The following is a 26,307-nucleotide window of genomic DNA, read 5'->3' as shown; positions in this document are numbered from 1 at the left end:
TCCTGAGGGGGATTATCTATTCTTGTTTTTTGATAAGCGTCGAATCTCTTCGTCTGTCTTGTTACTCCGATACTCAAGTATGTGGAATACTATCCGTTCCTCGAAACTTCACTTCCTCGACCTTCTTGCTTCTTAAAAAACAACTGTTTTGGATAAGAGGGGAAGCTCTTCTTTAGAGGACGCCCGAAAACAGGCGGGCAAACGATTCTTTCGTCCTTTCCCAAAGTCCTCTTTTATAAAATTCTACAGGACGAATCTTTATTGATTCTTCCATGTCTTCATCATATTGCCCAACCAGATCGTTAACCGATTTGGTATTCATCAAGAACACGTTAACTTCAAAGTTAAGATGGAAACTCCTCATATCCATGTTCGCCGTTCCAACCGATGCGGTGTCTCCATCAATAATAATAACTTTTTGATGTAAAAAGCCTTTCTGATAAGAATAAATTTCAATTCCTGAACGCAGCAGCTCTGGAAAATATGATCTGGTTGCGTATTGAGTCAAAAAGCCGTCATTAATTTCTGGAACCATCAAACGGACTTGAACGCCTTTTTTAGCAGCCACCCTTAAAGCAGTCCGGATCGCTTCGTTCGGCACAAAATAAGGTGTAGCGATCCATATAGATTTTTCTGCACACGATATTAATGAATAATATAAATCACTCATGATCCCAAGCTGTGTATCCGGACCACTCGCAACAACGTGAACAGTTCCGTCCCCCTCAGCTGGGTATGCTTCCGTTAGATGTGGATCTTCGAGCAGATCTTCACCACATACGTATTCCCAGTCCATCAGGAAAATCGCATGCAGAACCTGTACAGCCTCACCTTCCATTACCATATGTGTATCACGCCAAAAACCGATTTCAGGATCTTCTCCTAAATATTCGACTCCTACATTTAGTCCGCCAACAAATCCAATCTTCCCATCAATTACAATAATTTTTCTATGATTTCTGAAGTTAAGCTTCTGATTAAAGAATCCGTACCTTACAGGCAAAAAGGCTTCAACGAGGATGCCCGCTTTCTTCATCCGGTCAATATCATATTGGTGAAGAGACAGACTACCTATTCCATCAAATAAAAACCTTACCTTAACACCTTCATTTGCTTTTTTAATTAAAAGGTCAATAATATCCTTTCCTAATCTGTCAGAACGAAAGATATAATATTGAATATGTATATATTCTTTCGCTTCTTGCAGTCTTTGAATAATTTCGGGAAAGGTCTCTTGTCCATTTTTTAAAATCTTTGTCCCGGTATGCCGGTTAATCTTTGTTAATGTAATGTGGTGTGCATGCTTGGCAAAGCATTGCTGATGTCTTTTCAAATCACTGAAATCCGGCTTCTCATCTTGTTTTGAAACCCTGATCCATTCTTCACGGTCGTTTTTCCGTTTTGATTTGAACAGATGACCCTTCAAATAAAGCTGGCCGGAATACAGATAAAACATATACCCGATAAAAGGAAATAATATAAGAACATAGATCCATAACAGTGTATGCTGTGCAGTTCGGTTTTCCAGCATCAATGAATAGATGGTGTATAAAATAACCGCTATGTACAGGAGCCCGAATGCCGTTTTTATAATGACATATCCTTCTGCAAAGAAAACGATGTATAGGCAGATAAGCAATAGTACAGTAAGGAAAAATTCCCAGATACGTTTCATTCGCTTCATGCAATAGCTCCTTTTTCACATTCTTCTCTTCTCTCTTTTATTCCCTTCCCCTTGTAATTAAAACAAGCGCTTCTCTCTTTTTATACCATTTTTTCTTACTATTTGCAGAATCCATGCTTGTTATGAAAGTGGAATTTACGAATGGGTAAGCGGGAGTACTTTTCCTTAAATATCGTTCAGTTTCGGAGATCGAAACTGTTCCTTATTAATACAGCATGGGGTATTATAAGCAAAATCAACAGAGGTAATCCACAAATTTTGGGCTTCAATCCACGAGCTCTCGGCTTGAATCCAAAAATTCCACCCTTGAATCCACGAGTTTTTATGACTTATCCACGAGTCTACAATCCTCGACAAGTTTTTCCGCTCATATACCCCACACGCAGACCATAAAAATAAACTCCAGAGTGGTTTTTACCGCCTCTGGAGCCAATCTGTTCCTCAGTCTATTCGGCTTTCACATCTTTTTGATTCCAATAGTACTCTGCCACTGCTTCCGCAATGGCCTCGGCACTTCTATACAGCTCATCCATGTTATTATCGACTCCGCCAAATTCGATCAACAGCGAATTATCAGATAGATCCTGGTTATATACTCCATTTGTTCCTTCTGACTTGTTTTTTCCAATGATTCCGCGGCTTAAGCCAGGATACTTTTCATCCAGAATTTTATGAATTTCCTGTGCGACAGCTTGGTTCTTTTCGAAGTTTGGATTTCCTTTCCCAATAACGAACAGCACTTTTGCATAGGATTTTCCCTCTATCGTTGCTGTTGTTGTCTTCTTGCGGGATGAGTCTCTGTGAAGATCAAAAATTAATTCCAAGTCGTTATTGCTGGCCATCGCGCTTTGTACAAGCGTTCTGGACATCGGATAGCTCTTGCGGTAATCCGTGTTGTTCTTTCTTAGGAATTCGGTCATGTCTGTCATATCGACAGAAGCCCCAATTCCCCTGGATTCCAGTTCTTCACCAAGTTTTTTCCCAACCATCGTAATATTTACTTTTGAATGAATGGCATGATCAGGATTCGTCACACCTTTTAAATGGGGCAAGAATGATTCCCAGCTGTGCGAATGATAGATGTAAGCAACCTTTTTACCGTCTGTAGTTTGTCCTGGAGGATTTTGTGGTTCAGAAGGTTCAGGGTCTTCTAGTCTTTCAATATCCTGTACTTCTGCATCTTCTCCACTTAACAGCAGTTCCATCGGCGGTGGTGACTCGTAACCAATATTGGTGTAGTCTGTCCCTTCCCCGGCAACAATGATCGTTGAATCATAAAGTGCAAAACCAGGAAGTTCGTTCCCAAGCAAGCTTCGGATATCTCCAGGCTTTATGCTCGTTGCGAGCTCCAGCATTATACTCGATAAGGCTGGAGGTTCACTTTCCTTTGGAAGCTCTTGCGTAAAATAACGGTTTTCCCAGCCTATAAAATAAACGAGCGCCTCCCCTGAAAATTCTGTTAGCCACTTATGCATTGTGGACGAGCTAAGCCTGTACTTGTGCTCAAAGGAAGTGATGAAACTAGTGGCAATGACAATAAAAAGCATGGCTCCTGCTACTAAAAGAGGTAAACGTTTCATATTTAATTGCGGGGTAAACATTTGTCGTCCTCCACTTCTTAATTCGTTTCTATCACATCCTATGCACTTAGAAATTCAAATAGAATCAAATCTATGAAAAAATAATAGAGAATTCTTGGTGCTGCTCATTCATTCAACCCATATAAAATTGTTAAATACTCTAAAATCTAAATGAAAAAAAACCAGCCTATTTAGCTGGTTTTCGAGGAAAGTATATATTCTTCTGCATCTGCTTGAGTGCCGATTGCTAGCTTTTCATAAATATCTATAAAAGCTCCCAATTCTTCTGGAGATAAATGATTCAGGTAATTGCTGATAGAGTCGACTCTCTCATTTTCAGCTTCCCTTAAAATTTCATGCCCTTCATCAGTGATTTCAAGATATACGATACGACGGTCTAGTTCACTTCGGTAACGACGTACAAAACCACGCTTGTACAATCGATCTGCCCCCACAGTGATTGCACTTGGCTTAACACCCATATAATCGGCTAACTTTGACACTGTCCATTTATTTCTTACACATAACGTTTTTAACAAGACGAATTGTGTTTTTGTTAATTCTTTTTCAATCGCAATTTCCGGGTGCAGCCGCTTCGAAACAATGTAATGTACTCTTTCCAATCTCTCCACATAGGATTTCAAATCCTTATTCCCCATACTGTGAACCTCCAACCTCTAGTTGTAATGCGAACATTATACTAAGATTATACAAAAGTTTTCACAACATTTGAACTATTTTTTACAAATAATGTGCAAAACAATTGACGATTGGCATATACTCCCATTATGATACAATCAAATATATTTGAACGTTTTAGGAGTGTTAAACATGCAAGAAATTTATTACATTCGAGAGATTGAACAACTAAAGATTATTAGTGACCCCTTACGCATTAAAATCCTATGGGAGATCTTGGACGATGCAAAGACAGGAAAAATACTGGCCGACATTCTGGAGGTCCCTGCTCCAAAGATTCACTACCATCTAAAAGAAATGGAACGCGTTGGCTTGTTAAACGTTGAAAGAACGGAAGAGAAAAACGGCATTATACAAAAGTTCTACAGACCTGTCGCTCAATCTTTTTCAATTACGGAGATCCTGCCCGATCAGCGTAATGCAGTAAAAGATGAACTATCTGATGCTTTAAAGGAGAATATTTTAGTTTCCCTTGATAAAACAAAGTCAATGATCCGAAAGTTAGACCCTGAGGTTCTTGCCTATTCAGACTCTCCGCTTAAGTTTGGATACAGACACGTAAAACTTTCACCTGACCAAGTTAAACAGCTCCGTGACAAAGCAAAAGAAATTTCAGAAATGATATCAGAATTTAAAAAAAATGAACAGGAAGAAGGTGAAATGTATCATTATTTCATGCTTTCGTTTCCATTAAAAGATACACCTTACCCAGAAGAGGAGATTGATTAGTATGGCACAAGCAGCTGTAATAGCAGAACAGCCTAAAATAGTATCCCTTTTTAAGCAACGTTCTTTCATATTTATTTGGGCAATAACGATTTGTTCTTCTTTTTCTATCGCAATTTTTCAATTTTCTCAAAGCTGGTATGTCGTAAAAACACTTGATAAGGAAGCTTCACTTGGAATTGTTTTTATTGCGGCAAATGTTCCGCGAATTTTATTTATGGCGATCGGAGGTGTGCTCGCAGACAGAATCAGCAGGACAAAAATCTTATTCGCAGCTAATCTTCTAAGAACACTGTTATTATGCGGCTTGCTAATCATGCTGGCTGCAGGACATTTATCGCTTCTTTCCTTTATCCTCTTCGGATTATTTTTTGGAGCATTAGATGCTTTCGTATGGCCTGCAAATGGCTCTTTGCTCCCAAATGTCGTTGATAATTCTCAATTAACCCGAGCTAACTCAGTTATACAGACCACCCAGCAAAGCTCATTGATTCTTGGACCTATGATAGGAGGAATACTTGTAGCAAGCAGTGGCGGCTACATGTTTTCATTTGGTGTACCAGCAGCTATGTTATTAATCTCTGCGATTCTTGCCTTCTTATTAAATGTTCCTGCTTCAGAAAGTAAGGGCGCAAAAAAAACTGGGATATGGCACTCCATTAAAGAAGGACTTGATGTAGTAAAACAATCCGCCTTTTTAAAAGCTCTCTTTTTAAGTACAATTTTTCTAAATGTTTTTGTAGTCGGTCCTTTAATGATGGGTTTACCCATCTTCGTAAAAAATATTTTGGACGGCAGTGCACTTGATTTTAGTTTTATTGAAGGATCAATGGCTGCTGGTATGCTGATCAGTTCAGTCATTATCGGTATTCTAAACATCAAAAGAAGACGCGGGTTAATGGTAACAATCTCTTTGTTTGCGATGAACATTTTCTTTTTCTGGTTTAGCCAAAGCTCTTCACTTTATCTTTGTATGATGGCAATCTTTTTTATCGGGGTCACCTTCCCCGCTACAAATATTCCGCTTATCTCAGCCGTTCAGTCATCTGTTGATAAAAAGCTGCTTGGACGGCTGATGGGTCTTTTAACAATGGCAAGCATGGGGCTCGCTCCTCTTTCTTTAGCTGCAACTTCCACGCTTATCTCATATGGATTTACCATTGATAAAATCATGGCTGGAGGAGCACTTTCATTAATTATCGTTAACACTTTAATCATGTGGAAACTTCCTGCATTAAGAAAAATGGAATAGGCGGTGTAAATGATGAATGTATTAATCATTGGCGGTACACGTTTTTTAGGCAGACACTTGGCGGAATCTTTTTTGAACAACAAACATGATGTAACGTTGTTCCATCGAGGAAAGACAGAAGCACCAGGAGGTTTTCCAGGGGTTAAAGAAATCATTGGAGATCGGACCAAGGATACCCATCTTTTAGAAGGGGAAAATTGGGATATAGTTGTGGATACTTGCGGTTATTTTCCGAAACAAGTTCGGAAAACAGCAGAAACTCTTAATAAAAATGTTTCTTCCTATATATTCGTTTCTTCCGTTTCTGTTTATGAAGATCAATCAGCCCGAAATATTACTGAAGAAGCTAAGACAGCTGTTTTAAAAGATCCTGATGTAACCGAAATCGGTGAGAACTATGGTGCACTAAAAGCTGCTTGTGAAAAAGAGGTTGAAGCAGTATTTGGTGAAAAAACCTTGATTATTCGACCAGGATTGATTGTCGGACCACATGATTATACAGATCGATTTACATATTGGCCTGACAGGGGTAGTCGCGGCGGAGACATCCTTATTCCTGATATGATGGATCCCACTATACGTTTTATAGACGTACGTGATTTAGTAAATTGGATCGTACGGATGGCTGAAAATGGGGAAAGCGGCGTCTATCAAGCAATTGGTGGAGTTTATAATTTTAATGAGTTTATAAGAAAATGCATCACTGATAAAAATCAATCAAAAACCGTTCCTGTTTCAGAATCATTTTTAACCGATGAAAATGTTGGGGAATGGGTTGAAATCCCGCTTTGGATCGCAAGTGAGGAATATAAAGGATTAGATTATGCAGACGATGCTAAAGCAATTAACAAAGGACTTACTTTCCGATCTGTGGAAGAAACGATCTGTGATACTGCAGAGTGGTCACTTTCAAGAAAATTAACTCCAGATCAATGGAAAGCCGGATTGCATCCAGATAAAGAAAAAACTTTACTGCAAAAATGGAAAGAAAAAGTTAAATAAAACAAAAGCTGGCTGTTAGGTTTCATCCCCTGAATCAGCCAGCTTTATTTGATGAAATTGAAAAATACATGAATGCCCATGGCACTTGTCCATACCATTTGTCCCTTCAAGACATATAGTAGGATTGTGAGATATAAATCTCGCCTGCTGACAAGAGGTCGGCAGAGCAATTCCCTACCCCCATTTCTTCATCATGCGTTCGGTTTTCTTTACCATAATCCTATTCGTTAGGATTATGGCTTTTTTATTGTAAAAGGCGAACGTTTAACCGTATGGTTAAACTGTAGATATTTACTTAAATGGGCAGGAAGGTCTCCTTTTTGAAATACATATTGAATATCTGATAGAGGAATCTCCAATCTTGACAATGCAGGATATAGAGGCAGGATTTCTTTTGGTTCATAATTCTGCTGGTTGCTTGAAATAGCTTCGTTCGTTTCTTTCTCAACAGAAAGCCTGTAGGCATTTATCTCTTGAATTTGTTGTACCATCATTAAGTACTCTGCCTTTAGCCGTTCTAATTGATCAATTTTTTTCTCCATGCTGTTTTTCGCAGCATCCAATTCACGGTCACGCGATTTGTACACTGTTTTTATGTATTCAGAAAGCCTGTCGTCCTTATTCTCTTTTAATTCATCTAAATGTTCCATCGCTGCACGTTCTTTTTCCATAGCAGCAAGATAATTATTTTTAGCTTCTGTTAAATGTTCCATTGTAACTTTCGTATTTCTAACGCCATAGGCATTTAACAATTCTTCATATTCATTAGAAGCCCATTCTTTTTGTTTATGCAGCTGCTGCCACTTTTCATGAGCACGGGCGATATCTACATCATATTCTTTTTTCATTTGCTTAAAATGATTTAATTCAGGATACATAACAATCTCCCTTCATCTTTCAACATTCATATTATTCGGGAAGGATTTGAGTTTAACGTCTCGAAACAAAAAATAACTACATCTATTTAGCGAGGTTAAAATTATGAAAATTATAGCCATAAGACACTGCCGGGCAGCCGGACAAGAAAGAGAAGCTCCTTTAACGAAAGAAGGGGTACTGCAATCAAAAGACCTTGCCCATTTTTTAGCAAAATATCAATTTGATCGCGTCATCTCCAGTCCCTTTAAAAGAGCAATCGATACGATAAAGCCCTATGCAGACATGCATGATACAAAAATTAAACTCGATGAACGATTATCTGAACGCATTCTTTCGACTCAAACCGATCCTGATTGGGATTGGAAGACGCATTTAGAACGGACATACAAAGAAGAACATTTAAAATTCCCTGGAGGCGAGTCGACATTTGAAGCGAAACAGCGAGTGCATTCTTTAATACAGGCACTCCAAGCTGCAGGACACAATTCTGTTTTATTTGTCACACACGGAAACCTGTTAAGTTTATTGATTAATCTTTATGAGCCCTCTTTTGGTTTTAAGGAATGGGAACTCTTATCAAACCCTGATGTGTATTTAATTGATCTCAAAAATAATGGTGTAACCAACTTGTGGGTGTCTTAAACTGGTACATAATTCCAGACCCCCAACCCTCCTACTAAAGTCCCGAAACATGTACACGTAAGATAAATCATTAGGAGGGGAAACATCTTATGAAAAAGATTGTAATTGCATCAGTATTAGGCGCTTCCCTATTCAGCGCAAACGCAGGAATCTCTGAAGCGGCATCAACTTGCCCATTTGCTTCTTTTAATAATAATCAGCAGCAAGCACAAGCTGCTCCAGCTCCAGCACCACAACAACAACAGCAACAAGCTGCACCGGCACCAGCTCCGGCTCCGGCACCTCAGCAAGAGCAAACAAAAGCTCCAGCTGAAGAAGCACCAAAAGCTGAAGCAAGTGCAGAACTTACTGCAGATGAGCAGCAAATGCTTGACTTAGTAAACCAGGAACGCCAAAAGCAAGGTTTACCAGCATTAAAAGCTGATCCAGAATTAACTAAAGTAGCTCGTGTTAAAGCAAAAGACATGATCGACAACAACTATTTCGATCATAACTCACCAACTTATGGGTCTCCCTTTGATATGATGAAGAAGTTTGGTGTTGAATATAACACAGCTGGTGAAAACCTAGCAGGGAACTCTTCTGTAGAAGGTGCTCACCAAAGCTTAATGAACTCTCAAGGTCACCGTGAAAACATTTTAAAATCTGACTACACGAACGTTGGTATTGGTGTAGTTGAGGGTGGACAATATGGTAAGATGTTCGTTCAATTGTTTAAAGGGTAATATTCTTTGAATACAAAAAGCTTTCCCGATTTGGGAAAGCTTTTTATTTTTCTTGATTCAAAGGCAAAGAGATAATAAAGTTTGTTCCTCTTCCCTTTTTACTCTGTACATCCAGTTTACCATTATGATGTTTGATAATATTATTGCTGACCATCAAGCCAAGTCCAGTACCTTCCTCTTTCGTAGTGAAAAAAGGCTTTCCGATCTTTTTCAGAACCCATTCATCCATTCCGCACCCGTAATCGCGTATCTGAATCTGAACATATTCGCTTTCCCTGCAAGTCTTTATGTTTACTTCAACGGCATCCCCTATAGACGATGCTTCAATCGCATTTTTAATAAAGTTAATAAAAACTTGTTTTAATTGCATAGGATCACAAAATAAATGAGGGATATCTTCATCAACATCCGTTAAGATCTCAATATTTTTAATAATTGCCTGTGTGTTCAATAAATCAACAGTATCCCTGATTATTCCTGTAATAGAAGCCTTTTCAAAGTTCTGAGAATTACTTTTGGATAGAACTAAGAACTCTTTAATGATATGTTCAATCCGGTCGACTTCTGACAAAATAATAGATAAATACTGATTAAAATCATCGGTTTGATTTTGAATTAGTTGAACAAACCCTTTTAATGAAGTTAATGGGTTTCGGATTTCATGGGCTACACCAGCAGCAAGTTCTCCTACAACATTTAGTGTTTCTGCTTTCAGAAGTTTTTGTTCAGTCAACTTTTGATCGGTTATGTCTTTTAATATCGTCACATGCAATTGATCAACGATGTCCTTTTCACATGAATATTCAAGTTCTTTTATATAGCCTTCTGGTGTTCTATAACGAAACTCCCCTCTAATTTTATTGCCATGCATGACTTCTTTCCATTTTCTTCGAATAACATCCCTTCCATTTTTCATAAAAAAAGACTCTGCATTTTCGCCTATTAATTTATCTCTGGTAAGTTCCAGCAGTTCACATGCTCTTTCATTCACTTCTGCTATCTCCATATTTGAACGGCATAGAACAATCGCCTCGAGTGCATGATTAAACAACTGTTTAAATTTATTATCTTGGATGACCTGTGGCTGGGCATGTTTTGACAGTATATAAGAAGTACCGACCACCTCATGAATCTCCTCGTTTTCTCCTGAAACAGGGTATAAAGTAGTTCGTAAGGTTTGATCTGCAAGCTTTATATCGGCTGTCTGCATCTGTCCCGAGAAAGCTTTTTCTATTTGAGACGTCCAGCTTGATACTAGATCTTTGGAATATAAGTCGTAAAGTTTTGTTCCTGGAGCTGGTTTAACTGAAACTCCACGAGCATCATGCATTGCCCCTGAAGAATGAGTAAATATATAATCACCTTTTTCTTCTCTTTTCAACCCAAAAAGATGGATGGGGCAATGGGAAAGTGTATTGTGAAAATCTGCAATACGTCTTATATCGACTTCTTCATATTGCTTGTTCATTAAGTTGTCCCCTTCTCTTACAGAATTGATACTGGCTTAGTCTAAAAAAAGGTCGGTCTCTCAGTTATCTCCGTTAATACCTTTATTTCGACAAAAATGAAATCTTCCCTATTGGTCAACTTTCCCATTTTTTCATCTTGGCGATGTAGGTCTTTGGCATTATTTTCACTGATGAAATTTTACATAATATAATAAAAAAACCTTTGTCATTTATCTACAAAGGCTTTTAATGGCAATATCATTAATTCATTTCCTCTATTTCTTCTTCCATAAAGTCATAGTCCATCGGACCTATATGTATCTTCTGAATGAGACCTTCTTCATCGATAAAATAGCTGGTTGGTATAGATACTGCTCTATATTGTTTTCCAATCGTATTCTTCTCATCGAGCGGAATTAAAAATGAAAGGCCGTACTCATGAACAAAATCCTTAATTTTTTCCGGTTTTGTTTCTGAGTACTCCAGGTTAACTGCCAGAACCTCTACATTTTTATTTTTGTAATCATTATAAAACTTCTGCATTTCCGGCATTTCCTCACGGCAAGGCGGACACCATGTTGCCCAGAAATTTAATATAATTTTTTTTCCTCGATAATCTTTAAGTGAGGTTTGTGTACCATCGAGTGTATTAAGGGTAAAATCTGGTGCCTTGCTTCCTGGTTTCAAGCCGGTGTTTTGTTCAGTTGGTGTCTTTTTTGCGGCTTCTTCTTTTTCTTGTTGAGTGGTATAAAATGCAAGACCAATCAGTCCGGCAAATATGAGTATGAGAATAACAGGCTTGAACTTCAAACGAATTCCTCTTTTCGCTATAATTTTCTCGCGCACATTGAATGGTTACATCATATCAAATAGAGACAGGTTTTTGTCTGTGGAAGCTTAGCTTAAATCATACAGTTGTTTATAAAAAATTTTTTACATTATTGTTTTTCATTCTTTTATCATTAAGTTTCCCCTTATCTTTCCGATATAAAAGAATATCTAGCGAGTAGGAGCTTCAGAAATAAAAGATAAAGTGAGGAACATCATTATGGATCGCACAAGCATAATAGGGGTTATACTCGGTATCATTGCAATCGGTGTCGGAATGGTTTTAAAAGGAGTCAGTCCCATATCATTGCTAAACCCTGCAGCCTTGTTAATTATTTTTGCTGGAACAGCAGCAGCTATACTCATCGCATTTCCAATGAATGAAATAAAGAAAATACCAGCTTTGTTCAAAGTGCTTTTTCAGGAACAAAAACTGATTGATATGAAGGATCTTGTAACGATTTTCATTGAATGGGCAACCATTGCGAGAAAAGAAGGACTTCTGGCTTTGGAACCAAAAGCAGAAGAAGTTGATGATCCGTTTTTACAGCAAGGAATTAAGATGATTGTTGATGGGCAGCCGCCAGAATTCATTAAAGACGTTCTTTTAAAAGATCTTGAAACAATGGAAGAACGTCATGCAAGTAATGCTACAATATTTACCCAAGCAGGGACTTACGCTCCAACACTTGGTGTATTGGGTGCCGTCGTTGGCCTGGTCGCTGCGCTTAGTAATATGGCTGACATCGTAGCACTAGGTTCTGCGATCTCTGCGGCGTTTATTGCAACTTTGTTCGGGATTTTTTCAGGGTATGTATTATGGCATCCATTCGCCAATAAATTAAAGCGCAAGTCTAAAAAAGAAGTCATGATTAAAGAGATTATGATTGAAGGGCTATTATCTATACAGGATGGCACATCACCGAAAATTTTAGAAGAAAAACTGTTAACCTATATTCCAACTAGTGAACGCGACCAATATAAAGCGGGTGGTAATGTTGGCTAAAAAGAAAAAGCATCATGATGAACATGTTGATGAGTCCTGGCTCATTCCTTATGCGGACATGCTTACTCTGCTCCTTGCTCTATTCATCGTTCTGTTTGCAATGAGTGAAATTGATGCCCAAAAATTTAAGCAGATGGCAAGTGCGTTTCGCAACGAATTTACAAGCGGGACCGGAGTGATGGAAGAACAGGCGCCCATCCCTACGCCAGACTCAAATCCAATTCCTGATGCACAAAAAGATGTAATTTCAAAGGAAGAAAAAGAACGGCTTGAAGAAGCCAAAAAAGAGCTTGAAGCATTAGAAGATCTTGAAAAAAGAATCAATGCGTTTATTCAGGCGAATAACCTGACCACCAGCTTGCAAACGAAGCTTACGGAGAACGGATTGCTCATCACTATTTTAGACAATGCTTTATTTGATTCAGGGAGCGCAACTGTTAAACCAGGTTCTCGTGAAATCGGCAAAAAGCTGTCTGATCTTCTTGTTACAAACCCCCCGCGAAATATTGTGATTGCCGGACATACGGATAACGTGCCGATTAGCACGGCGAGTTTTCAGTCCAACTGGGAGCTGAGTGCGTTTCGCGGGATTAACTTTATGCGGGTTCTGCTTGAAAATCCAGGTTTAAAGCCGAATCAATTAAGTGCCAGCGGTTATGGAGAATACCGGCCAAAAGCGGATAATAAAACAGCAGAAGGAAGAGCGAAAAACCGCCGGGTAGAAGTATTGGTTCTGCCGAATGTAAACTTACAGTCTGTGAAATAAAGTTAGGTTTTCCTTTATATTTTTGCTAGTAAATCCTGAGTTCCGCTCGTAAATATTGTTAGTTATACATCGTATGAATGAAAAAGTAAAAAAAGCTGGCGAAAACGTGGTTAATAGACCACAATTTATGCCAGCTTTTCGTTATTTAATGAGGATACTCCTCTTTATCAATTGCTTTACCTGTGTTATAGCTGTCTAAAAAGTGGATGCGCTCCAGCATGGTCGGATGGCCGTACAAGAACCACTTCACAATTTTAGGTGGATTCACTTCACTTAACGATACAGTGGCCAGCTGTTGAAAAGCCCCTACTGCAGCTTCAGGGTTCTTCGTCATCTCAATGGCATACAGGTCAGCGTCACGTTCTGCTTTTCTTGAAACGGCATTCTCCACCGGAGATATAGCAAAGCTAAGCAGTGAGAATATTAAAAACAGTACAGGAAGAGCAGCAAGGTCCCCAATCCCTTTTACTCCCCATGACTTTCCGTACTTTTCAACCCACTTCCGATAGATGACACTGCCAATCCATAGACCTAAAAACGAAAGAACAATCGACGAGATCAGGTTCCAGTACAAATGATTCATGACGTAATGTCCCATTTCATGTGCCATGACAAACAATACTTGATTGTCGCTTAATTTATTTAAGGTTGTATCCCAAAGCACGATTCTTAAATTAGATCCAATTCCGTTCACATAGGCGTTTAGTGCGTTTGTTTTTTCGGACATGTTCACTTCATATACGTTTTCAGCAGGAATATCGGCTTTTTCCGCAATGTTAAGGATCTTCTCTTTTAATGCTTCATCTTGGAGCGGATAGAACTTGTTATATAGAGGATCGATAACAACTGGCTGGATAAAGTACAAAAATAAAGTAAACGGTACCGACACCAGCCAAGCATACACCCACCATTTTTTTTCATACTTTTTGATCAGCCAGTACATAACCGCAACCATTATTGTTGTCAGCAGCCAGCTTATCCAAAAATCAACAAAACCGTCCCTCATCCAACTATGAAAGGATTGAACGGAAATGTTATAGCTTTTGGATACCGTAAAACTGTAATAACGCAGCGGGAAAGTCAAAACCCAGCTTGCAAAAGAAAGCAGCAAGACATAGACAGCCGTATGAACAATAGAAAACTTAGTTAGCCCGCTTGATGCCTTGCGAAACCATTTTGACAATCCAAAGCCTAACACAAATAAATAGATCAGCCATTCAAGCGGAACAGAAATAAAGTACAAAAAGTCTTTTATCCTCGAGAAATCGGTGCTCAGTTCCAGCTCTTTCTCCGTCATAAACATGGCGGGGTCTGCCGCTGATCCTTTCAACTGGATAGGCAGTGCAGAATCCGCACCTTGAAAGAGATAATACCACATCAACGCTCCATATATCGCAAAGCCCATCAAAAACAAAAAGGATTTTCTCAAAACACATGCCCCCTTTTTTACCTACTATAAAGTTTAGGGCAATTTGTCCAAATTAGAACAAATCTAAAGATAATTTTTATAAAGCGTTTGTTAATGTAGGTATTACGATCAGATTTTCGTGTTCAACTTCTATTCGATTTGGCTGTATATAGACAGCTTTTAATCCCATCAATAGAGCAGGTGCAATCTCATTAATAAAATTGTCTCCGATTGACACGGCCTCTTGTGGCTGAACACCACACTCATCCAAGATAGCCTGTATCTTTTCCTTTGTTTTTAAAGGCTTCTGTCCTTCTGAATAAAGGGCATGAAAAATCCCGTCCAGCTCCAGTTCATTTAGAAGTCTTTGGACATCTTCTCTTTCACTGTTCGTCAGAAGGACGAGCTTCTTTTCTTCTTTTAAACGTATTAAAGCGTCTTTTAGTCCCGGTGTTTTCGTTAAATTGAACTGATCTGTCACCATATATTCTTTTGTGGCGTTATAGCATTCCCATGTATCGCTTTGCTTCAACCCAAAATGCATAGCTGTCGCATACGGGAGCCACCAACCATCTCCAATAGCAATTAAGCGCTCAAAATCATAAACGAGCTCTCTAGGGTATTCTTTTTTTACTTTTTCAGAGGGCCATTCTTCCCCATCAAAAGTCATCACCTTTGTTACCTGCAGTGTCATTGGATCAACGGTTACGCTGACATCGTTTTGAATATCATAGACCTTCCCGATTGCGACGGGATGATTTCCTTTTTTCATACTTTCATATGTATCCCAAAATGCTTGTTTTTTATCGTCAGCAACACGCTGCTGCATCAGCCTGCAATAATAATTAAAATGGTCGGTATCTTCATAAAGAGTACCGTCCAGGTCAAAAATAAGCAGCTTTGCTTCATCAATCAAGTGTTTCATGCTGAACACCTCCTGCAATTATTGTAGGATTCTGCTTCATCAAAAGTAAAGAAAAGTACATTGACAGGAATTTACTAATCCTGTATGTTATAAGTGTACTATACATAATAATACACACGTAGTTTTTAAAGGTGGGATAATATGATTTTAAATTTAGATCCCCGAAGCAATACGCCAATATGGGAACAAGTCGTCCATCAAATTAAAGAGCTAATTTTGAAGGAGATCTTGCAGCCTGAAGATAAATTGCCTTCGGTCAGAGAATTATCAGGAACATTATTGATAAATCCAAACACAGTAAGCAAAGCGTACCAAGAGCTGGAACGACAAGGCATCATTGAGACGCTGCGCGGAAAAGGCACATTCGTATCTGCTTCTATCACTCCGAGAGCCGATGAACAAAAGATCACCGAAATGAAGCAGCAGATCAAACAGCTAGTTATTGAGGCCTCTTATTTAGGTATCGATCAGCAAACATTGGCCGAATGGATTAAAAAGTTTTCTGCAGAGCTTGGAGGGAGTAACAAATATGTTAAAAATGATTAATGTAAGCAAAATGATAGATGGACACCAGGTATTAGAACATGTAAATATTACACTCGAGCCTGGTATGATTGCAGGTATTGTCGGCAGAAACGGTGTCGGGAAATCTACTTTGCTCAGAACAATTGCTGGGATACTGGACCCTGACGAAGGTGAAGTAACTTTTAATAAAATTAATATTCACCAGCAGCCCGAGATTAAGCAAAAGCTTACCTATGTTCCCGATTCTACTGAAATTTTAAAGACTTACAGTGTTAAAGAAATTGTGAAACTGTATGATGCGATCTATGAGGACTTTGACGTTATGTATTTTTACTCGCTGATGGACCGTTTCAAGCTGCCAAAAAACAGAAAGCTCAGATCCTTTTCAAAGGGTATGAAAGCATTATTTCTTATGATTCTTTCCTTCTCTACAAAAGCTGATTTCATTATTTTAGATGAGCCTACAAATGGACTTGATCCTATCGTGAAACGAAATATCCTTCAATTTATTATTGAAGAAGTGAGTGAACGCAAGCTTTGTGTGCTCATTTCTACTCATCATCTCGAGGAAGTTGAAAAGATCGCTGATGTACTCATCATGATGAAAGAAGGCCGTATCGAGTCAACAACTTCTATCGAAGATGCCAAATCATCTTTCAGAAAAGTTCAGGCTGTTTATAAGCATTCTCTGCCTGAAAGAATCGCAAACTTAAACAATGTTACAATTCTTTCTCAAACTGGTAGAGTGTATACACTGATGATAAAAGGCAATATCGAGGACACTATGGAAAAAATGCAGCAAGAACATCCTCTTTTATTAGAAGAGCTTCCGATGACACTAGAAGATATATTTATTTCATCGCTTGGAGGGGAATCACATGTTTCATAAAGCTTTATGGATGCGAAATCAAAAACTCGGCGGACCTGCCGTTTGGGCAATCTACCTTTCTTTATTCTTTTTTCTTCCTTTTTCTTTTTATGGGAGAGCTCAAAGTCTTCAAACACAAGTAGATCGCTTTCATATAGATGAAACACAATTAAACTTTAGTTTTCATGGTGTTGAAATTGCCTTGTTTATGACGCTGATTCTTGTTGGGTTTGCCTCTTTGCTGATTGGACAGGAGCGAACCACCCATTCCACGGATCTGACATTTTCACTGCCTTTTAATAGAAAGGATATCTTTCTGACGAAATGGATGTTCGGTGTTGTACATATAACAACTGGACTTCTACTTAATTTATTGTTATGTATGCTCATCGTAAGATTTACGATTCTAAATGAAATAGCTGATGCATCATTCTTGCTTGAGTTCATGATTCTAGTCGTTCCTTTTTCCATTGCCATATTCACATTCAGTATGTTCATAGGAACCATAGCCGGCAGCATCATATCTCAATTTATTCTAAGTTTTATTTTTCTGTTTTTCCCAATCGGTTTCTTTTCACTATTGGGTACGTTTTTGATGTATCATGGCGTTCAATTAGACATGAATTACGCACTAAACGGTACTTTTAAATCGTTCGGAGCTTTCATTCACACCGCTACACTACCGATCCCCGTATTTGAATTTGCATATTATACGGATGTGGTGAATGAAATGAATGGATCCGTAACAGATTACACAAGAATGCCAGATTATCTTGTGCTGCTTTCTCCGCTTATTTATTTCGCGGTAACGTTTCCTCTTGGAATTTGGTTGTTTAGCCGTACGAAGAACGAAAATAATGGGAGATTGCTTGTTTTTGAAAAGGGCAAGAGATTCTTTAGCTTTGGTGTAGTGCTTTGTTTTGCTCTTGCTTTTGGTATGGCGGGCGGTGGTCTTTTCGGCTCTTTTGATCAGTCGTCTTTAATCGGCTATTATTTTTCTGCAGCCATAGGCGGAGTTCTTAGTTATCTTGTATTAAGAAAGATCATGAATATTCGATTAGGATTAAGCAAATAAAATTAGAGCGGATCAGCATCCGCTCTTTTTGTTTGCTATTTTTTTCGCTGGGCATCATGTGTAATAGCAACTTGAAAGAGGGATGACAATGGAAGGAATTCTTATCACGATTTACAGGACGGTATTGGGTTTCGCCTTTTTGCTGCTCTTAATGCGATTATTAGGGAAAAAACAGCTCGGAGAACTGACCTTCTTCAATTACGCAACCGGGATCGCGATGGGGAACATCATCGGTGATATGGTTGTTCATAAAGAAATCACAGTTTGGGAAAGCTTAGCTGCCTTAAGCTTTTGGGTGATATCTGTGTTTTTTATAGAATTCCTCAATAAGCGCTCTCCCCTTCTATCAAAACTGACAACAGGACAGCCTACCATTCTCATAAAAAAGGACAGCTCATGCAGAAAGAGATCAAAAAACTTCAATTGTCCATGGATGATTTATTGATGCATTTTACGAATAAATTCTGTTTTTGATATCCAGGAAGTTGAATATGCGATTATGGAACCAAACGGAAAGCTCAGTGTATTGAAAAAGCCGCTTAAGGATATCGTAACAAAAGAAGATCTAAACATTCCTCCAAAGTCAGGACAATACTTGCCGGCAATGCTAGTCTCCAACGGCGAAAAGATAGAGCAGGTATTTCAGGAATTCCATCTAACAGATGAATGGTTTCGATCGCAGCTTGAAAGTGCCGGCTATCAAGATATAAAAGACGTTTTTTTTGCTCAATTAACAGAAGATGGTGAAGTTTACTTTGTTAAAAAAGAGAAAAGCAGCTGACATTACTAGTCAGCCGCTTTATTAGCGCTAGCGTCCTTTTTTCACTTCGTGCAATAGATCAGGAAAGTTTGTAAATATGCCGGTTACGCCCCACTCGATCAGTTTTTGCATTTCTTCTTTTTCATTCACCGTGTAAGGGTGGATCTCAAGTCCATTTTGTACCGTCTTTTGAACATATTCCTTGTCGATCATACCGCTGTTTGGTCCGATTCCAACTGCATATTGTTTAATCGCTTGAATTTCAGCATCTGAAATAGCAGCTGGCGATGTATACCACATTAGCTGTACGAGCTTTATAGAAGGATCGATCTTACTCATCTTTAGCAAACTCTCAGAACTGAATGACTGAACGAGCAGCATATCTTTATTGATTCTGTATTTATCAACCAGCTCTGAAAGTTTCTCTTCCATGCCAGGATAGACAGCTGGTGACTTCGTTTCGATATAGTAGTTGGCGTTCTTTCCGAACGTCTGGAACACTTCTTCTAAGGTAGGCACTTTAAGGCCATTATATTCAGGGTTGGCTTTTTCCGGATATTTTTCATTAAACCAGCTTCCTGCATCAAGGTCTTTGATCTCTTTAAGTGTATAATCTTTTACCAAGCCTGTTCCATTCGTTGTACGGTCAAGCGTTTCATCATGCATCGCGATGAGCTCTCCGTCTTTTGTCATCTGCAGATCTACTTCAATGTAGTCCCCGTGCATCTTTTCGCCCATTTTATAAGAAGTCAAAGTATGTTCAGGTGCATGGCCAGAAGCTCCACGATGCGCTACATTCAAGATGTCTTTTTCTTTTTCAGCCGCAATGGCAGAAAATCCTGACCCAATTACTGTCATGCTTAATGCAAAAGCTCCGATCGTTGCTATAAATCCTTTTTTCATGATTTTCCATCTCTCCCCTTCTGATCAGTGAACTACCATGCCACTTTACCAAGGGAGTATGAACAGCCGGTTACACCTGAGTAAATCAAGTGTAAAGAATCCATAAATAAAAAAAGCCAGTTCGACATTTTCGAACCAGCTTCTGTAAAGGTTATTCTGTTTCTAAAAATTTCTGAATAGCAAACGCTACCCCGCTTTCGTCATTCTCTTTTGTAACAAAAGCAGCCATTTCTTTGATATCATCTACTGCATTCCCCATCGCTACAGGAAAACCAGCAATCTCGAGCATTGAAACATCGTTATAGTTATCACCTATTGCCATCGTGTTTTCCAAAGGTATGCCTTTTAATTTGGCAAATCTTTTTAGAGCGACCCCTTTTTGTGCTTCACTGTTTGTGATCTCAAGGTTGTTGTCAGCTGATGAACTGACTGCAAGTGCATCAACAGCTTGCAAATGCTGAAAAGCACGCTTCAATTTCGCGTTGTCACTTGAAAAGGCAAGAAACTTATAGACTTCTATATCTTTTTGATTCAGAAGTTTTTCAAAATCTCCTACTACACTTACAAGTCCTAAACGGAAACGGCGCAATGCAGCTTTTTGTACATCATCATCAGTCGCCTCAGGATTTGAAGTGATTACGATATCCTTCATCACTTCATAAGCCTTTTCACGATCATCCGTATAAGTTCCTTTGCTTGTATACAATTCATAATAGATATCTTCTTCATCTAAAATTCTTTTTATATCTTCATACTGTGAAAATTGTAAAGGAATCGAAGATAGAATCTCCCATTCTTTTGACCTGATTTCAGCTCCATTCACACAAATAAGCGGCAGGTGCAGCTCAGCATCTTCAAGAGTATGCCTTGCTTCATCATAAGAACGTCCAGTTGCGATAACAACATGATGTCCGTCATTTAAAGCTTCTTTAATAACCTTGCTGTTTTCTTTTGTAACTTTCAACTGTTTATTAACCAGTGTTCCGTCCATATCAATCGCGATCAGTTTCATCAAATCATCCTTTATTGCTTAGTCCATTAGTAAGTTTACCCATAAGTGAAAGAGATCTAATCAACGTATGTGCTTTTCACTCTCGTTCACCAAATAAAAAAAGAGCTTTAAAAGCTCCTTTAAAAATTTCCTGAATTAATCTTTGTAGATAAATGATTGTACCATATCTGTTACAGCGTGAAAAATTTCAACGGCTTGAAATGACAATACAGAAAGAGCTGAGATTGAAAACAAACCTATAAGTACAAATCTTAGTAAATGAGGCATTCTTAATCTCCTCCTTTTACTTGTGATTATACTTTCCTTTGTTATAAAAAATCAATTCATAAGGTTAATTATTTATAAAGTAAATTATGATATTTGTCTACAAAAACGTATAACCGTATAAAACTAGGATTGAAGTTAATACGACCATAATAACATTAAGGTTCAGCCAAGCTGCGATAAATGCAGCTGCAGCACCTATTACACCATACAAAACAGAATCCGGACTGATCGTCAGCACACCTGGAAAAATAAGTGCACCTAAGATAGCAAACGGAACATTTTTCAATATACCTTGAACTCTTGGATGCAAGTTATTCGTGTGAAACAGGACGAGCGGAAGCATTCTTGGAATATACGTTACAATACCCATTCCGATAATTACCCAAATCAGATTATCATTCATTCCGTTCGTCTCCTTTCACAAAAAACTCAATCGAAACAGCTGCGATCAATGTCGATAAAATAATCCCCCAGCCCCCGCTGAGAACCGGGATAAAAGAGAATAAAGAATTTAAGACAGCCGCACAGCCTGCGAGTGCAATGACTTTCCTGCTTTTTTTCGCTGCGGGTACGAGTAAAGCAATGAACATTGCATATAGCGCAATACCCATACTTGCCTGAAGTGATTCCGGCAATCCAGACCCCATCACATACCCTATACCCGAAAAAATAACCCAGCAGCTATAGGCAACTAGACCGAGACCTAACAAGTAACTTCCGTTTATCTTCTTCTCTTGGGAAGTTGCCGCTACCGAAAATGTCTCATCTGTAATAAAAAACGCATAGATCGCTTTCAGCCATTTCGGTTCATCTTCAGCTTGTTCTTTTAAAGAAGCGGTCATCAGCAAATGACGGATGTTCATAATAAAGGTTGTGAGAATAAGTTCAGCTGCACCACTAGCGGCCGCGATCATAGACAAAGCGATATACTGTGAAGCACCAGCAAATACGATAATACTCATTCCAACCGTCTCAAAAAGGCTTAAACCGGCAGCTTTTGCGAGCAGGCCAAACGTGAACGCAACAGGCATATACCCGATTGCAATCGGCAGTCCAGCTTGTAACCCCTTTTTCCAAAAAGCAGGGGTTTGTTCTCTGGGTAATGCAGGGCTAGGAAGCATCTTTATCTCATCTCCGTCTTTATATGTTGTTGTGTAAATTGTGTATGAATTGAAGGGGGTCTGTCCCGGGGACAGACCCCCTTCAATTCTCAAATCATTTATTTACCGCCAGTGATTGTACGTAGAATCAGGTCGACACTATCAGAGGCTTTAAAGCTTTCCATATTCCTTTGCATGTTTTCTTTATCAGTTTTCAATTCCTTTAATGATTGAAACAACGTATCTTTCGTTAAATCTTCCTCATATAGCACGTGGCAAAATCCTTGTTTTTCGAAGGATTGTGCATTTAAGATCTGGTCTCCCCGGCTCGCGGCTCTTGTCAGAGGAATTAGCAGCATCGGGATTTTAAGTGTCAGCCACTCAAAAATACTATTGGAACCAGCACGCGAAATCACAAAGTCTGTAGCTGCAACTACATCCGGCAGTTCTTTTTGAATATACTCAAATTGACGATAGCCTTCTGTTTGCTGCAGTCCTTCATCCATGTTTCCTTTTCCGCAAATATGAACGATTTGATACGAACGGAGCAATTCAGGAAGTGCTTCACGCACAGCTTCATTGATCTTGCGCGCTCCTAAACTTCCTCCCATAATTGTTAATACAGGCAGATGGCTTCTAAAACCTAAAAATGAAAGACCATTTTCTTTTGATCCCTGTAGAAGCTCGTCACGAATTGGGGAGCCCGTCACAATTGCCTGCCCTGCCGCAAAATGCTTTTTCGCTTCATCAAATGTAACAAAAATCTTGGAAGCAAACTTTGAAGAGATTTTATTTGCAAGACCTGGCGTAATATCTGACTCATGAATGTATACAGGAATTTTACGCAGCCATGCCGCTATAACAACAGGAACTGCTACGAATCCCCCTTTTGAAAAAACTGCATCCGGCTTGATTTTACCAAGTTTTAAATAAGCTTGTGCTACACCGGCAGCTACTTTGAAGGGATCTTTAATATTTTTCAGATCGAAATAGCGTCTCAGCTTACCGCTTGAAATTCCGTAATACGGTACATTTGTTCCTTCTTCTATTAAACTTTTTTCTATTCCATCAACAGAACCTATATAATGCAGGTCCCATCCCATTTTTTCTAATTTCGGTATTAATGCTAAATGCGGGGTTACGTGTCCTGCAGAACCGCCGCCAGTTAAAACTAGTTTCTTCAAACTGCATTCCTCACTTTTTTGTAATCCGGCTCTATAAAACGGATTTTATCTTATCGCCATTTTAATATATGTTGCTAAAAAAAGAAAATGGAAATAGCCTGATATTTGTGTGAATTCTCGGTAACTTTCGTTAGTTGATTATTTTAGGATAAACAGACTGTCGAAATATATCTGTTCGTGTCGTTTCGTGGTTATATGTAAATTAACGTGGAATTATTTAAATGAAGCCAGGAATTATCTCTTGTAACGTGGGATTAATTGCAATTTCCGTGGGATTATCTTTTTTTCAAAGGAAAAAGCGGTCCAGATAGACCGCTTTACCACTCTCAAACTGTACTCTTCTCTTTTTTCCGTGCTGGCGGAACATGAATCGCTTTTCCACTTGCACTTTCGATAGCTTCGAGCCACCCTTCGTTTAGTGCCGGATGCGCATATACTGGATATGCGAGATCTTCCTCACGAGCAACCATTTCTAATGCGTAAGTGCCTGCCTGGATCATTTCAACTGCACCTGCTCCCATCATATGAATCCCAAGGATCACATCTGTTTTTGCATCCATTACCATCTTCGCGAGGCCTTCTTTTTGGCCTAGAATAGAAGCAGATCCGTTTCCACTCATAGAGAACTGACCCGTTTTGACCTCATATCCTTCATCCATCGCTTTCTCTTCTGTTAAACCGACTGTCGCGATCGGCGGGTTTGTATGCACCACATAAGGCACTAAGCTGAGATTATAGGCTGTTGACTGTCCTGCCATATGTTCAGCAGCCGTTTTCCCTTGTTTGATCGCTTTTGACGCGAGCTTCATGCCAATCGTACAGTCACCTGCTGCATAGATATTAGATACACTCGTCTGGCTATGTTCATTTACAATGATAAATCCGTTATCATCACGCTCAATATGAAGGGCTTCAAGTCCAAGCCCGTCAACGTTTGGTGAATAGCCTGCTGCATAAAGGACATGTGTAGATTCGAACGAAACTTTTTCATCTGCATCCTTTGTAAACGTTATTGTAACAGAGCCTTCAGATTCTTCAGCGCTTTCCCACCCATGAGTTTTAAATACTTTTATCTTATTTTTCTTTAAAACTCGCAGCAGTTCTTTTTCTATACTGCTGTCAAAGCTAAACCCGTCAGCCGGGGTGATTAAAGTAACTTCACTGCCAAGCTGTTTATAAGCCATGGCGGCTTCTAATGCAAAATAATCATCGCCGTATACAACCATACTTTTCGGCAGCTCATGCAGCTCCCATAATGTATGAGGGGTCATTACCCGGTTTGATAGTTTTGCCTCTTTCGGCAATAACGGGCTGCTTCCTGTTGCAATCAGTGCATGTTCAAATTCATACATCTCAAAATGATGGCCTGAATCAATACCGATTCTCTCACCTGACATAAATGAAGCTGAACCGGTTAAGTGCTCGATTTTATTGGCCTTAATGAGCGATTCTACACCTTTTTGAAGTCCTGTTACTACAGAAGAATAGTAGTTTGTAAATGTTTCATATTCAAATGTCGCTTCAGGTACTGAGATGCCCATATGTTTATATTGAGACAGTCCGGAATAGTTCGCTGCTGTTAGCGTTAAGCTCTTTGATGGAATACAGCCTTTATGAAGGCACACCCCTCCAAGCTTTTCTTTTTCGATCAGCGTCACTTCGAGTCCAAGCTGAGCTGCACGGATAGCAGCATGATAGCCGCCAGGTCCGCCTCCTATAATTACAAGCTGTCTTTTTGTTGCAAAATCACCTACAACCATTTATATCAGCTCCAGTGTCATGAAGTAAGGGTTCTCGATGAGTTCTTTTACACGGTTCGTGAACATAACGGCTGTTGCGCCATCCGCTACACGGTGGTCAAAGGACATAGATACGTTCATCATCGAACGAATGACAATCTCATTCCCTGCCACAACAGGTGTTTTCTTCGTTTTATGGAAAGCCATCAGTGCAACTTCCGGATGATTGATGATCGGTGTTGCTGCGATCGATCCAAGCGGTCCAACGTTTGAAATCGTAAATGTACCGCCAATCATATCTGAACCTTTTAACTTGTTTGTTTTCGCACGAGTGATCTTATCCTTCATATCAGCTGCGATGTCTCTTACGTTTCGCTGCTCCACATGTGAGATGACTGGTACGATCAAACCTTCATCAGAATCTGTTGCGATTCCGATATTTACATTTTTCTCAAGACGGATGACTTCTTTTTCTTCATCAAGCTTCGCATTGAAAATCGGGAAGTCCTTAAGGGCAATCTGAATCGCTTTTACGAAAAATGCTGCAACAGAGACGTTCATTCCGCGCTTATTCTCAGGGTCCATCGCTTTAAGCTGCTTCTTCAAATCCATTACAGCTGTTACATCAATTTCTTCAAAATGTGTAACATGCGGAATCGTTGCAAGTGACTGAACCATTTTCTTCGCGATCTGCTTTCTGCGCCCTTTAAACGGAATCTCTTGCGCATCTTTTGAAGTGAACGATGGAGCTTCACCCGTTCTTTCAGGGGCTGCACCCCCTGTCTTCTCTTCAGCTTTTGTAGCAGAACCATTTTCGATGAAGTTATAAACGTCCTGATCCGTAACACGTCCGCCAGGTCCTGATCCTTGGATTTGTTCGATATCCACACCGTTTTCACGGGCTATTTTTCTTGTGAAAGGAGCAGCGAGAATACGCTTGTTAAGTGTTGCGACGCCTCCTGCAAAGACTGTATTTTTAGGTGCAGCCACGATCTTATCTACTACAGGCTGTTCTTCAATGTTCGCAGGTTCTTCTATTTTTTTCTCCGATTGTATGGATGAAGACGCTTCGATCGTTAAAATGACAGATCCAACTGTTACAACGTCCCCTTCTTTTACCTTAATGTCTTTAATGGTGCCGGCTGCAGGTGAAGGAAGTTCTGCCGTCACTTTGTCTGTTTGCACTTCTACAAGCGGCTGGTCAATCTTAACTGTATCCCCCGCTTTTACAAAAAAGTGAATGACTTCTCCCTCATGCATGCCCTCTCCAATATCATGCAGTTTCACTTCTACCATGTGTTCCA

The 26,307-nt window shown here is 39.3% G+C and carries 28 protein-coding genes; 12 read left to right on the top strand and 16 right to left on the bottom strand.

Going from position 1 to position 26,307, the window contains the following annotated elements; translation table 11 throughout:
* Positions 1 to 172: 172 nt before the first annotated feature.
* From cls to M3196_RS14915, 3 genes are all read right to left on the bottom strand, one after another.
* Positions 173 to 1,675: a cardiolipin synthase gene (gene cls, locus M3196_RS14925; protein ID WP_425311013.1), complete on the bottom strand. Its 1,503-nt coding sequence runs from the start codon at positions 1,673 to 1,675 to the stop codon at positions 173 to 175.
* Between the two features lie 455 nt (positions 1,676 to 2,130).
* Positions 2,131 to 3,285, bottom strand: a complete 1,155-nt coding sequence (gene spoIIP / locus M3196_RS14920; protein ID WP_251323107.1) for a stage II sporulation protein P — start codon at positions 3,283 to 3,285, stop codon at positions 2,131 to 2,133.
* Positions 3,286 to 3,455: 170 nt separating this feature from the next.
* Positions 3,456 to 3,923 carry a MarR family winged helix-turn-helix transcriptional regulator gene (locus tag M3196_RS14915; protein ID WP_251323106.1) on the bottom strand — a complete coding sequence of 156 codons (468 nt, stop codon included), beginning with the start codon at positions 3,921 to 3,923 and terminating at the stop codon, positions 3,456 to 3,458.
* A 172-nt stretch (positions 3,924 to 4,095) separates the two neighbouring features.
* On the opposite strand from M3196_RS14915, the gene M3196_RS14910 reads away from it, so the two are divergent.
* Genes M3196_RS14910 through M3196_RS14900 form a run of 3 tightly spaced genes read left to right on the top strand, consistent with a single transcriptional unit; the run spans position 4,096 to position 6,943 of the window.
* On the top strand, positions 4,096 to 4,692 hold the full coding sequence (locus tag M3196_RS14910) for a winged helix-turn-helix domain-containing protein (RefSeq protein WP_251323105.1): 597 nt from the start codon (positions 4,096 to 4,098) through the stop codon (positions 4,690 to 4,692).
* Between the two features lies 1 nt (position 4,693).
* Positions 4,694 to 5,941, top strand: a complete 1,248-nt coding sequence (locus M3196_RS14905) for an MFS transporter (protein WP_251323104.1) — start codon at positions 4,694 to 4,696, stop codon at positions 5,939 to 5,941.
* A gap of 9 nt (positions 5,942 to 5,950) precedes the next feature.
* Positions 5,951 to 6,943, top strand: coding sequence for an NAD-dependent epimerase/dehydratase family protein (locus tag M3196_RS14900; RefSeq protein WP_251323103.1), 993 nt, complete (start codon positions 5,951 to 5,953; stop codon positions 6,941 to 6,943).
* Positions 6,944 to 7,176: 233 nt separating this feature from the next.
* On the opposite strand, the gene M3196_RS14895 is transcribed toward M3196_RS14900, so the two are convergent.
* Positions 7,177 to 7,821, bottom strand: a complete 645-nt coding sequence (locus M3196_RS14895) for a hypothetical protein (protein WP_251323102.1) — start codon at positions 7,819 to 7,821, stop codon at positions 7,177 to 7,179.
* Between the two features lie 103 nt (positions 7,822 to 7,924).
* Here M3196_RS14895 and M3196_RS14890 point away from each other — a divergent pair, with 103 nt between their 5' ends.
* On the top strand, positions 7,925 to 8,464 hold the full coding sequence (locus M3196_RS14890) for a histidine phosphatase family protein (RefSeq protein ID WP_251323101.1): 540 nt from the start codon (positions 7,925 to 7,927) through the stop codon (positions 8,462 to 8,464).
* Positions 8,465 to 8,553: 89 nt separating this feature from the next.
* A complete protein-coding gene (locus M3196_RS14885; protein ID WP_251323100.1) occupies positions 8,554 to 9,189 on the top strand; it encodes a CAP domain-containing protein in 636 nt (211 codons plus the stop codon).
* Between the two features lie 43 nt (positions 9,190 to 9,232).
* Here the strand turns inward: M3196_RS14885 and M3196_RS14880 are convergent, their stop codons facing one another.
* Both M3196_RS14880 and M3196_RS14875 read right to left on the bottom strand, forming a co-directional pair.
* Positions 9,233 to 10,657, bottom strand: coding sequence for an ATP-binding protein (locus tag M3196_RS14880; RefSeq protein WP_251323099.1), 1,425 nt, complete (start codon positions 10,655 to 10,657; stop codon positions 9,233 to 9,235).
* Between the two features lie 241 nt (positions 10,658 to 10,898).
* Entirely contained in the window at positions 10,899 to 11,447 is a 549-nt protein-coding gene (locus tag M3196_RS14875) for a peroxiredoxin family protein (RefSeq protein ID WP_251323098.1), read from the bottom strand.
* A gap of 238 nt (positions 11,448 to 11,685) precedes the next feature.
* Between M3196_RS14875 and motA the strand changes: the two genes are divergently transcribed.
* Positions 11,686 to 12,471, top strand: coding sequence for a flagellar motor stator protein MotA (gene motA, locus M3196_RS14870; RefSeq protein WP_251323097.1), 786 nt, complete (start codon positions 11,686 to 11,688; stop codon positions 12,469 to 12,471).
* Positions 12,461 to 13,237, top strand: coding sequence for a flagellar motor protein MotB (motB, locus tag M3196_RS14865; RefSeq protein WP_251323096.1), 777 nt, complete (start codon positions 12,461 to 12,463; stop codon positions 13,235 to 13,237). Before motA ends, motB begins: the two co-directional genes overlap by 11 nt.
* 145 nt (positions 13,238 to 13,382) lie before the next feature.
* Here the strand turns inward: motB and M3196_RS14860 are convergent, their stop codons facing one another.
* Both M3196_RS14860 and M3196_RS14855 read right to left on the bottom strand, forming a co-directional pair.
* Entirely contained in the window at positions 13,383 to 14,666 is a 1,284-nt protein-coding gene (locus M3196_RS14860; protein WP_251323095.1) for a M48 family metallopeptidase, read from the bottom strand.
* Between the two features lie 76 nt (positions 14,667 to 14,742).
* The gene (locus M3196_RS14855) at positions 14,743 to 15,570 is read right to left on the bottom strand and encodes an HAD family hydrolase (RefSeq protein WP_251323094.1); all 828 of its coding nucleotides are present in this window, start codon (positions 15,568 to 15,570) and stop codon (positions 14,743 to 14,745) included.
* A 141-nt stretch (positions 15,571 to 15,711) separates the two neighbouring features.
* On the opposite strand from M3196_RS14855, the gene M3196_RS14850 reads away from it, so the two are divergent.
* The 5 genes from M3196_RS14850 to M3196_RS14830 all read left to right on the top strand — a co-directional run bounded on the left by M3196_RS14850 (position 15,712) and on the right by M3196_RS14830 (position 18,819).
* Positions 15,712 to 16,116, top strand: a complete 405-nt coding sequence (locus M3196_RS14850; protein ID WP_251323093.1) for a GntR family transcriptional regulator — start codon at positions 15,712 to 15,714, stop codon at positions 16,114 to 16,116.
* The gene (locus M3196_RS14845) at positions 16,100 to 16,984 is read left to right on the top strand and encodes an ABC transporter ATP-binding protein (RefSeq protein ID WP_251323092.1); all 885 of its coding nucleotides are present in this window, start codon (positions 16,100 to 16,102) and stop codon (positions 16,982 to 16,984) included. Before M3196_RS14850 ends, M3196_RS14845 begins: the two co-directional genes overlap by 17 nt.
* Positions 16,974 to 18,038 carry a hypothetical protein gene (locus M3196_RS14840; protein WP_251323091.1) on the top strand — a complete coding sequence of 355 codons (1,065 nt, stop codon included), beginning with the start codon at positions 16,974 to 16,976 and terminating at the stop codon, positions 18,036 to 18,038. The genes M3196_RS14845 and M3196_RS14840 overlap by 11 nt, the downstream gene beginning before the upstream one ends.
* A gap of 88 nt (positions 18,039 to 18,126) precedes the next feature.
* Complete coding sequence (locus tag M3196_RS14835; protein ID WP_251323090.1) at positions 18,127 to 18,483, top strand: DUF421 domain-containing protein; 357 nt, start codon at positions 18,127 to 18,129, stop codon at positions 18,481 to 18,483.
* Between the two features lie 3 nt (positions 18,484 to 18,486).
* Complete coding sequence (locus M3196_RS14830) at positions 18,487 to 18,819, top strand: DUF421 domain-containing protein (RefSeq protein WP_338082956.1); 333 nt, start codon at positions 18,487 to 18,489, stop codon at positions 18,817 to 18,819.
* Positions 18,820 to 18,846: 27 nt separating this feature from the next.
* Here the strand turns inward: M3196_RS14830 and M3196_RS14825 are convergent, their stop codons facing one another.
* From M3196_RS14825 to M3196_RS14795, 8 genes are all read right to left on the bottom strand, one after another.
* Positions 18,847 to 19,701 (bottom strand): glycerophosphodiester phosphodiesterase, encoded by an 855-nt coding sequence (locus M3196_RS14825; RefSeq protein WP_425311008.1) that lies wholly within the window; start codon positions 19,699 to 19,701, stop codon positions 18,847 to 18,849.
* 151 nt (positions 19,702 to 19,852) lie between these two features.
* Positions 19,853 to 20,713, bottom strand: a complete 861-nt coding sequence (locus M3196_RS14820; RefSeq protein ID WP_251323088.1) for a Cof-type HAD-IIB family hydrolase — start codon at positions 20,711 to 20,713, stop codon at positions 19,853 to 19,855.
* Positions 20,714 to 20,848: 135 nt separating this feature from the next.
* Positions 20,849 to 20,980, bottom strand: coding sequence for a hypothetical protein (locus M3196_RS22000; RefSeq protein WP_276531385.1), 132 nt, complete (start codon positions 20,978 to 20,980; stop codon positions 20,849 to 20,851).
* A gap of 97 nt (positions 20,981 to 21,077) precedes the next feature.
* Entirely contained in the window at positions 21,078 to 21,383 is a 306-nt protein-coding gene (locus M3196_RS14815; protein ID WP_251323087.1) for an AzlD domain-containing protein, read from the bottom strand.
* On the bottom strand, positions 21,376 to 22,101 hold the full coding sequence (locus M3196_RS14810) for an AzlC family ABC transporter permease (protein ID WP_251323086.1): 726 nt from the start codon (positions 22,099 to 22,101) through the stop codon (positions 21,376 to 21,378). The genes M3196_RS14815 and M3196_RS14810 overlap by 8 nt, the downstream gene beginning before the upstream one ends.
* Before the next feature lie 98 nt (positions 22,102 to 22,199).
* Positions 22,200 to 23,264 (bottom strand): undecaprenyldiphospho-muramoylpentapeptide beta-N-acetylglucosaminyltransferase, encoded by a 1,065-nt coding sequence (locus M3196_RS14805; RefSeq protein WP_251323085.1) that lies wholly within the window; start codon positions 23,262 to 23,264, stop codon positions 22,200 to 22,202.
* Between the two features lie 326 nt (positions 23,265 to 23,590).
* Positions 23,591 to 25,024, bottom strand: coding sequence for a dihydrolipoyl dehydrogenase (gene lpdA, locus M3196_RS14800; RefSeq protein WP_251323084.1), 1,434 nt, complete (start codon positions 25,022 to 25,024; stop codon positions 23,591 to 23,593).
* Positions 25,025 to 26,299 (bottom strand): dihydrolipoamide acetyltransferase family protein, encoded by a 1,275-nt coding sequence (locus tag M3196_RS14795; protein WP_251323083.1) that lies wholly within the window; start codon positions 26,297 to 26,299, stop codon positions 25,025 to 25,027.
* Between the last annotated feature and the right edge of the window lie 8 nt (positions 26,300 to 26,307).

Source organism: Fictibacillus nanhaiensis (assembly GCF_023715445.1).
GTDB classification, from domain to species: Bacteria; Bacillota; Bacilli; order Bacillales; family Fictibacillaceae; genus Fictibacillus; species Fictibacillus nanhaiensis_D.
The sequence above is the reverse complement of the archived record's forward strand: the minus strand, read 5'-3'. Positions and strand labels throughout refer to the sequence as shown.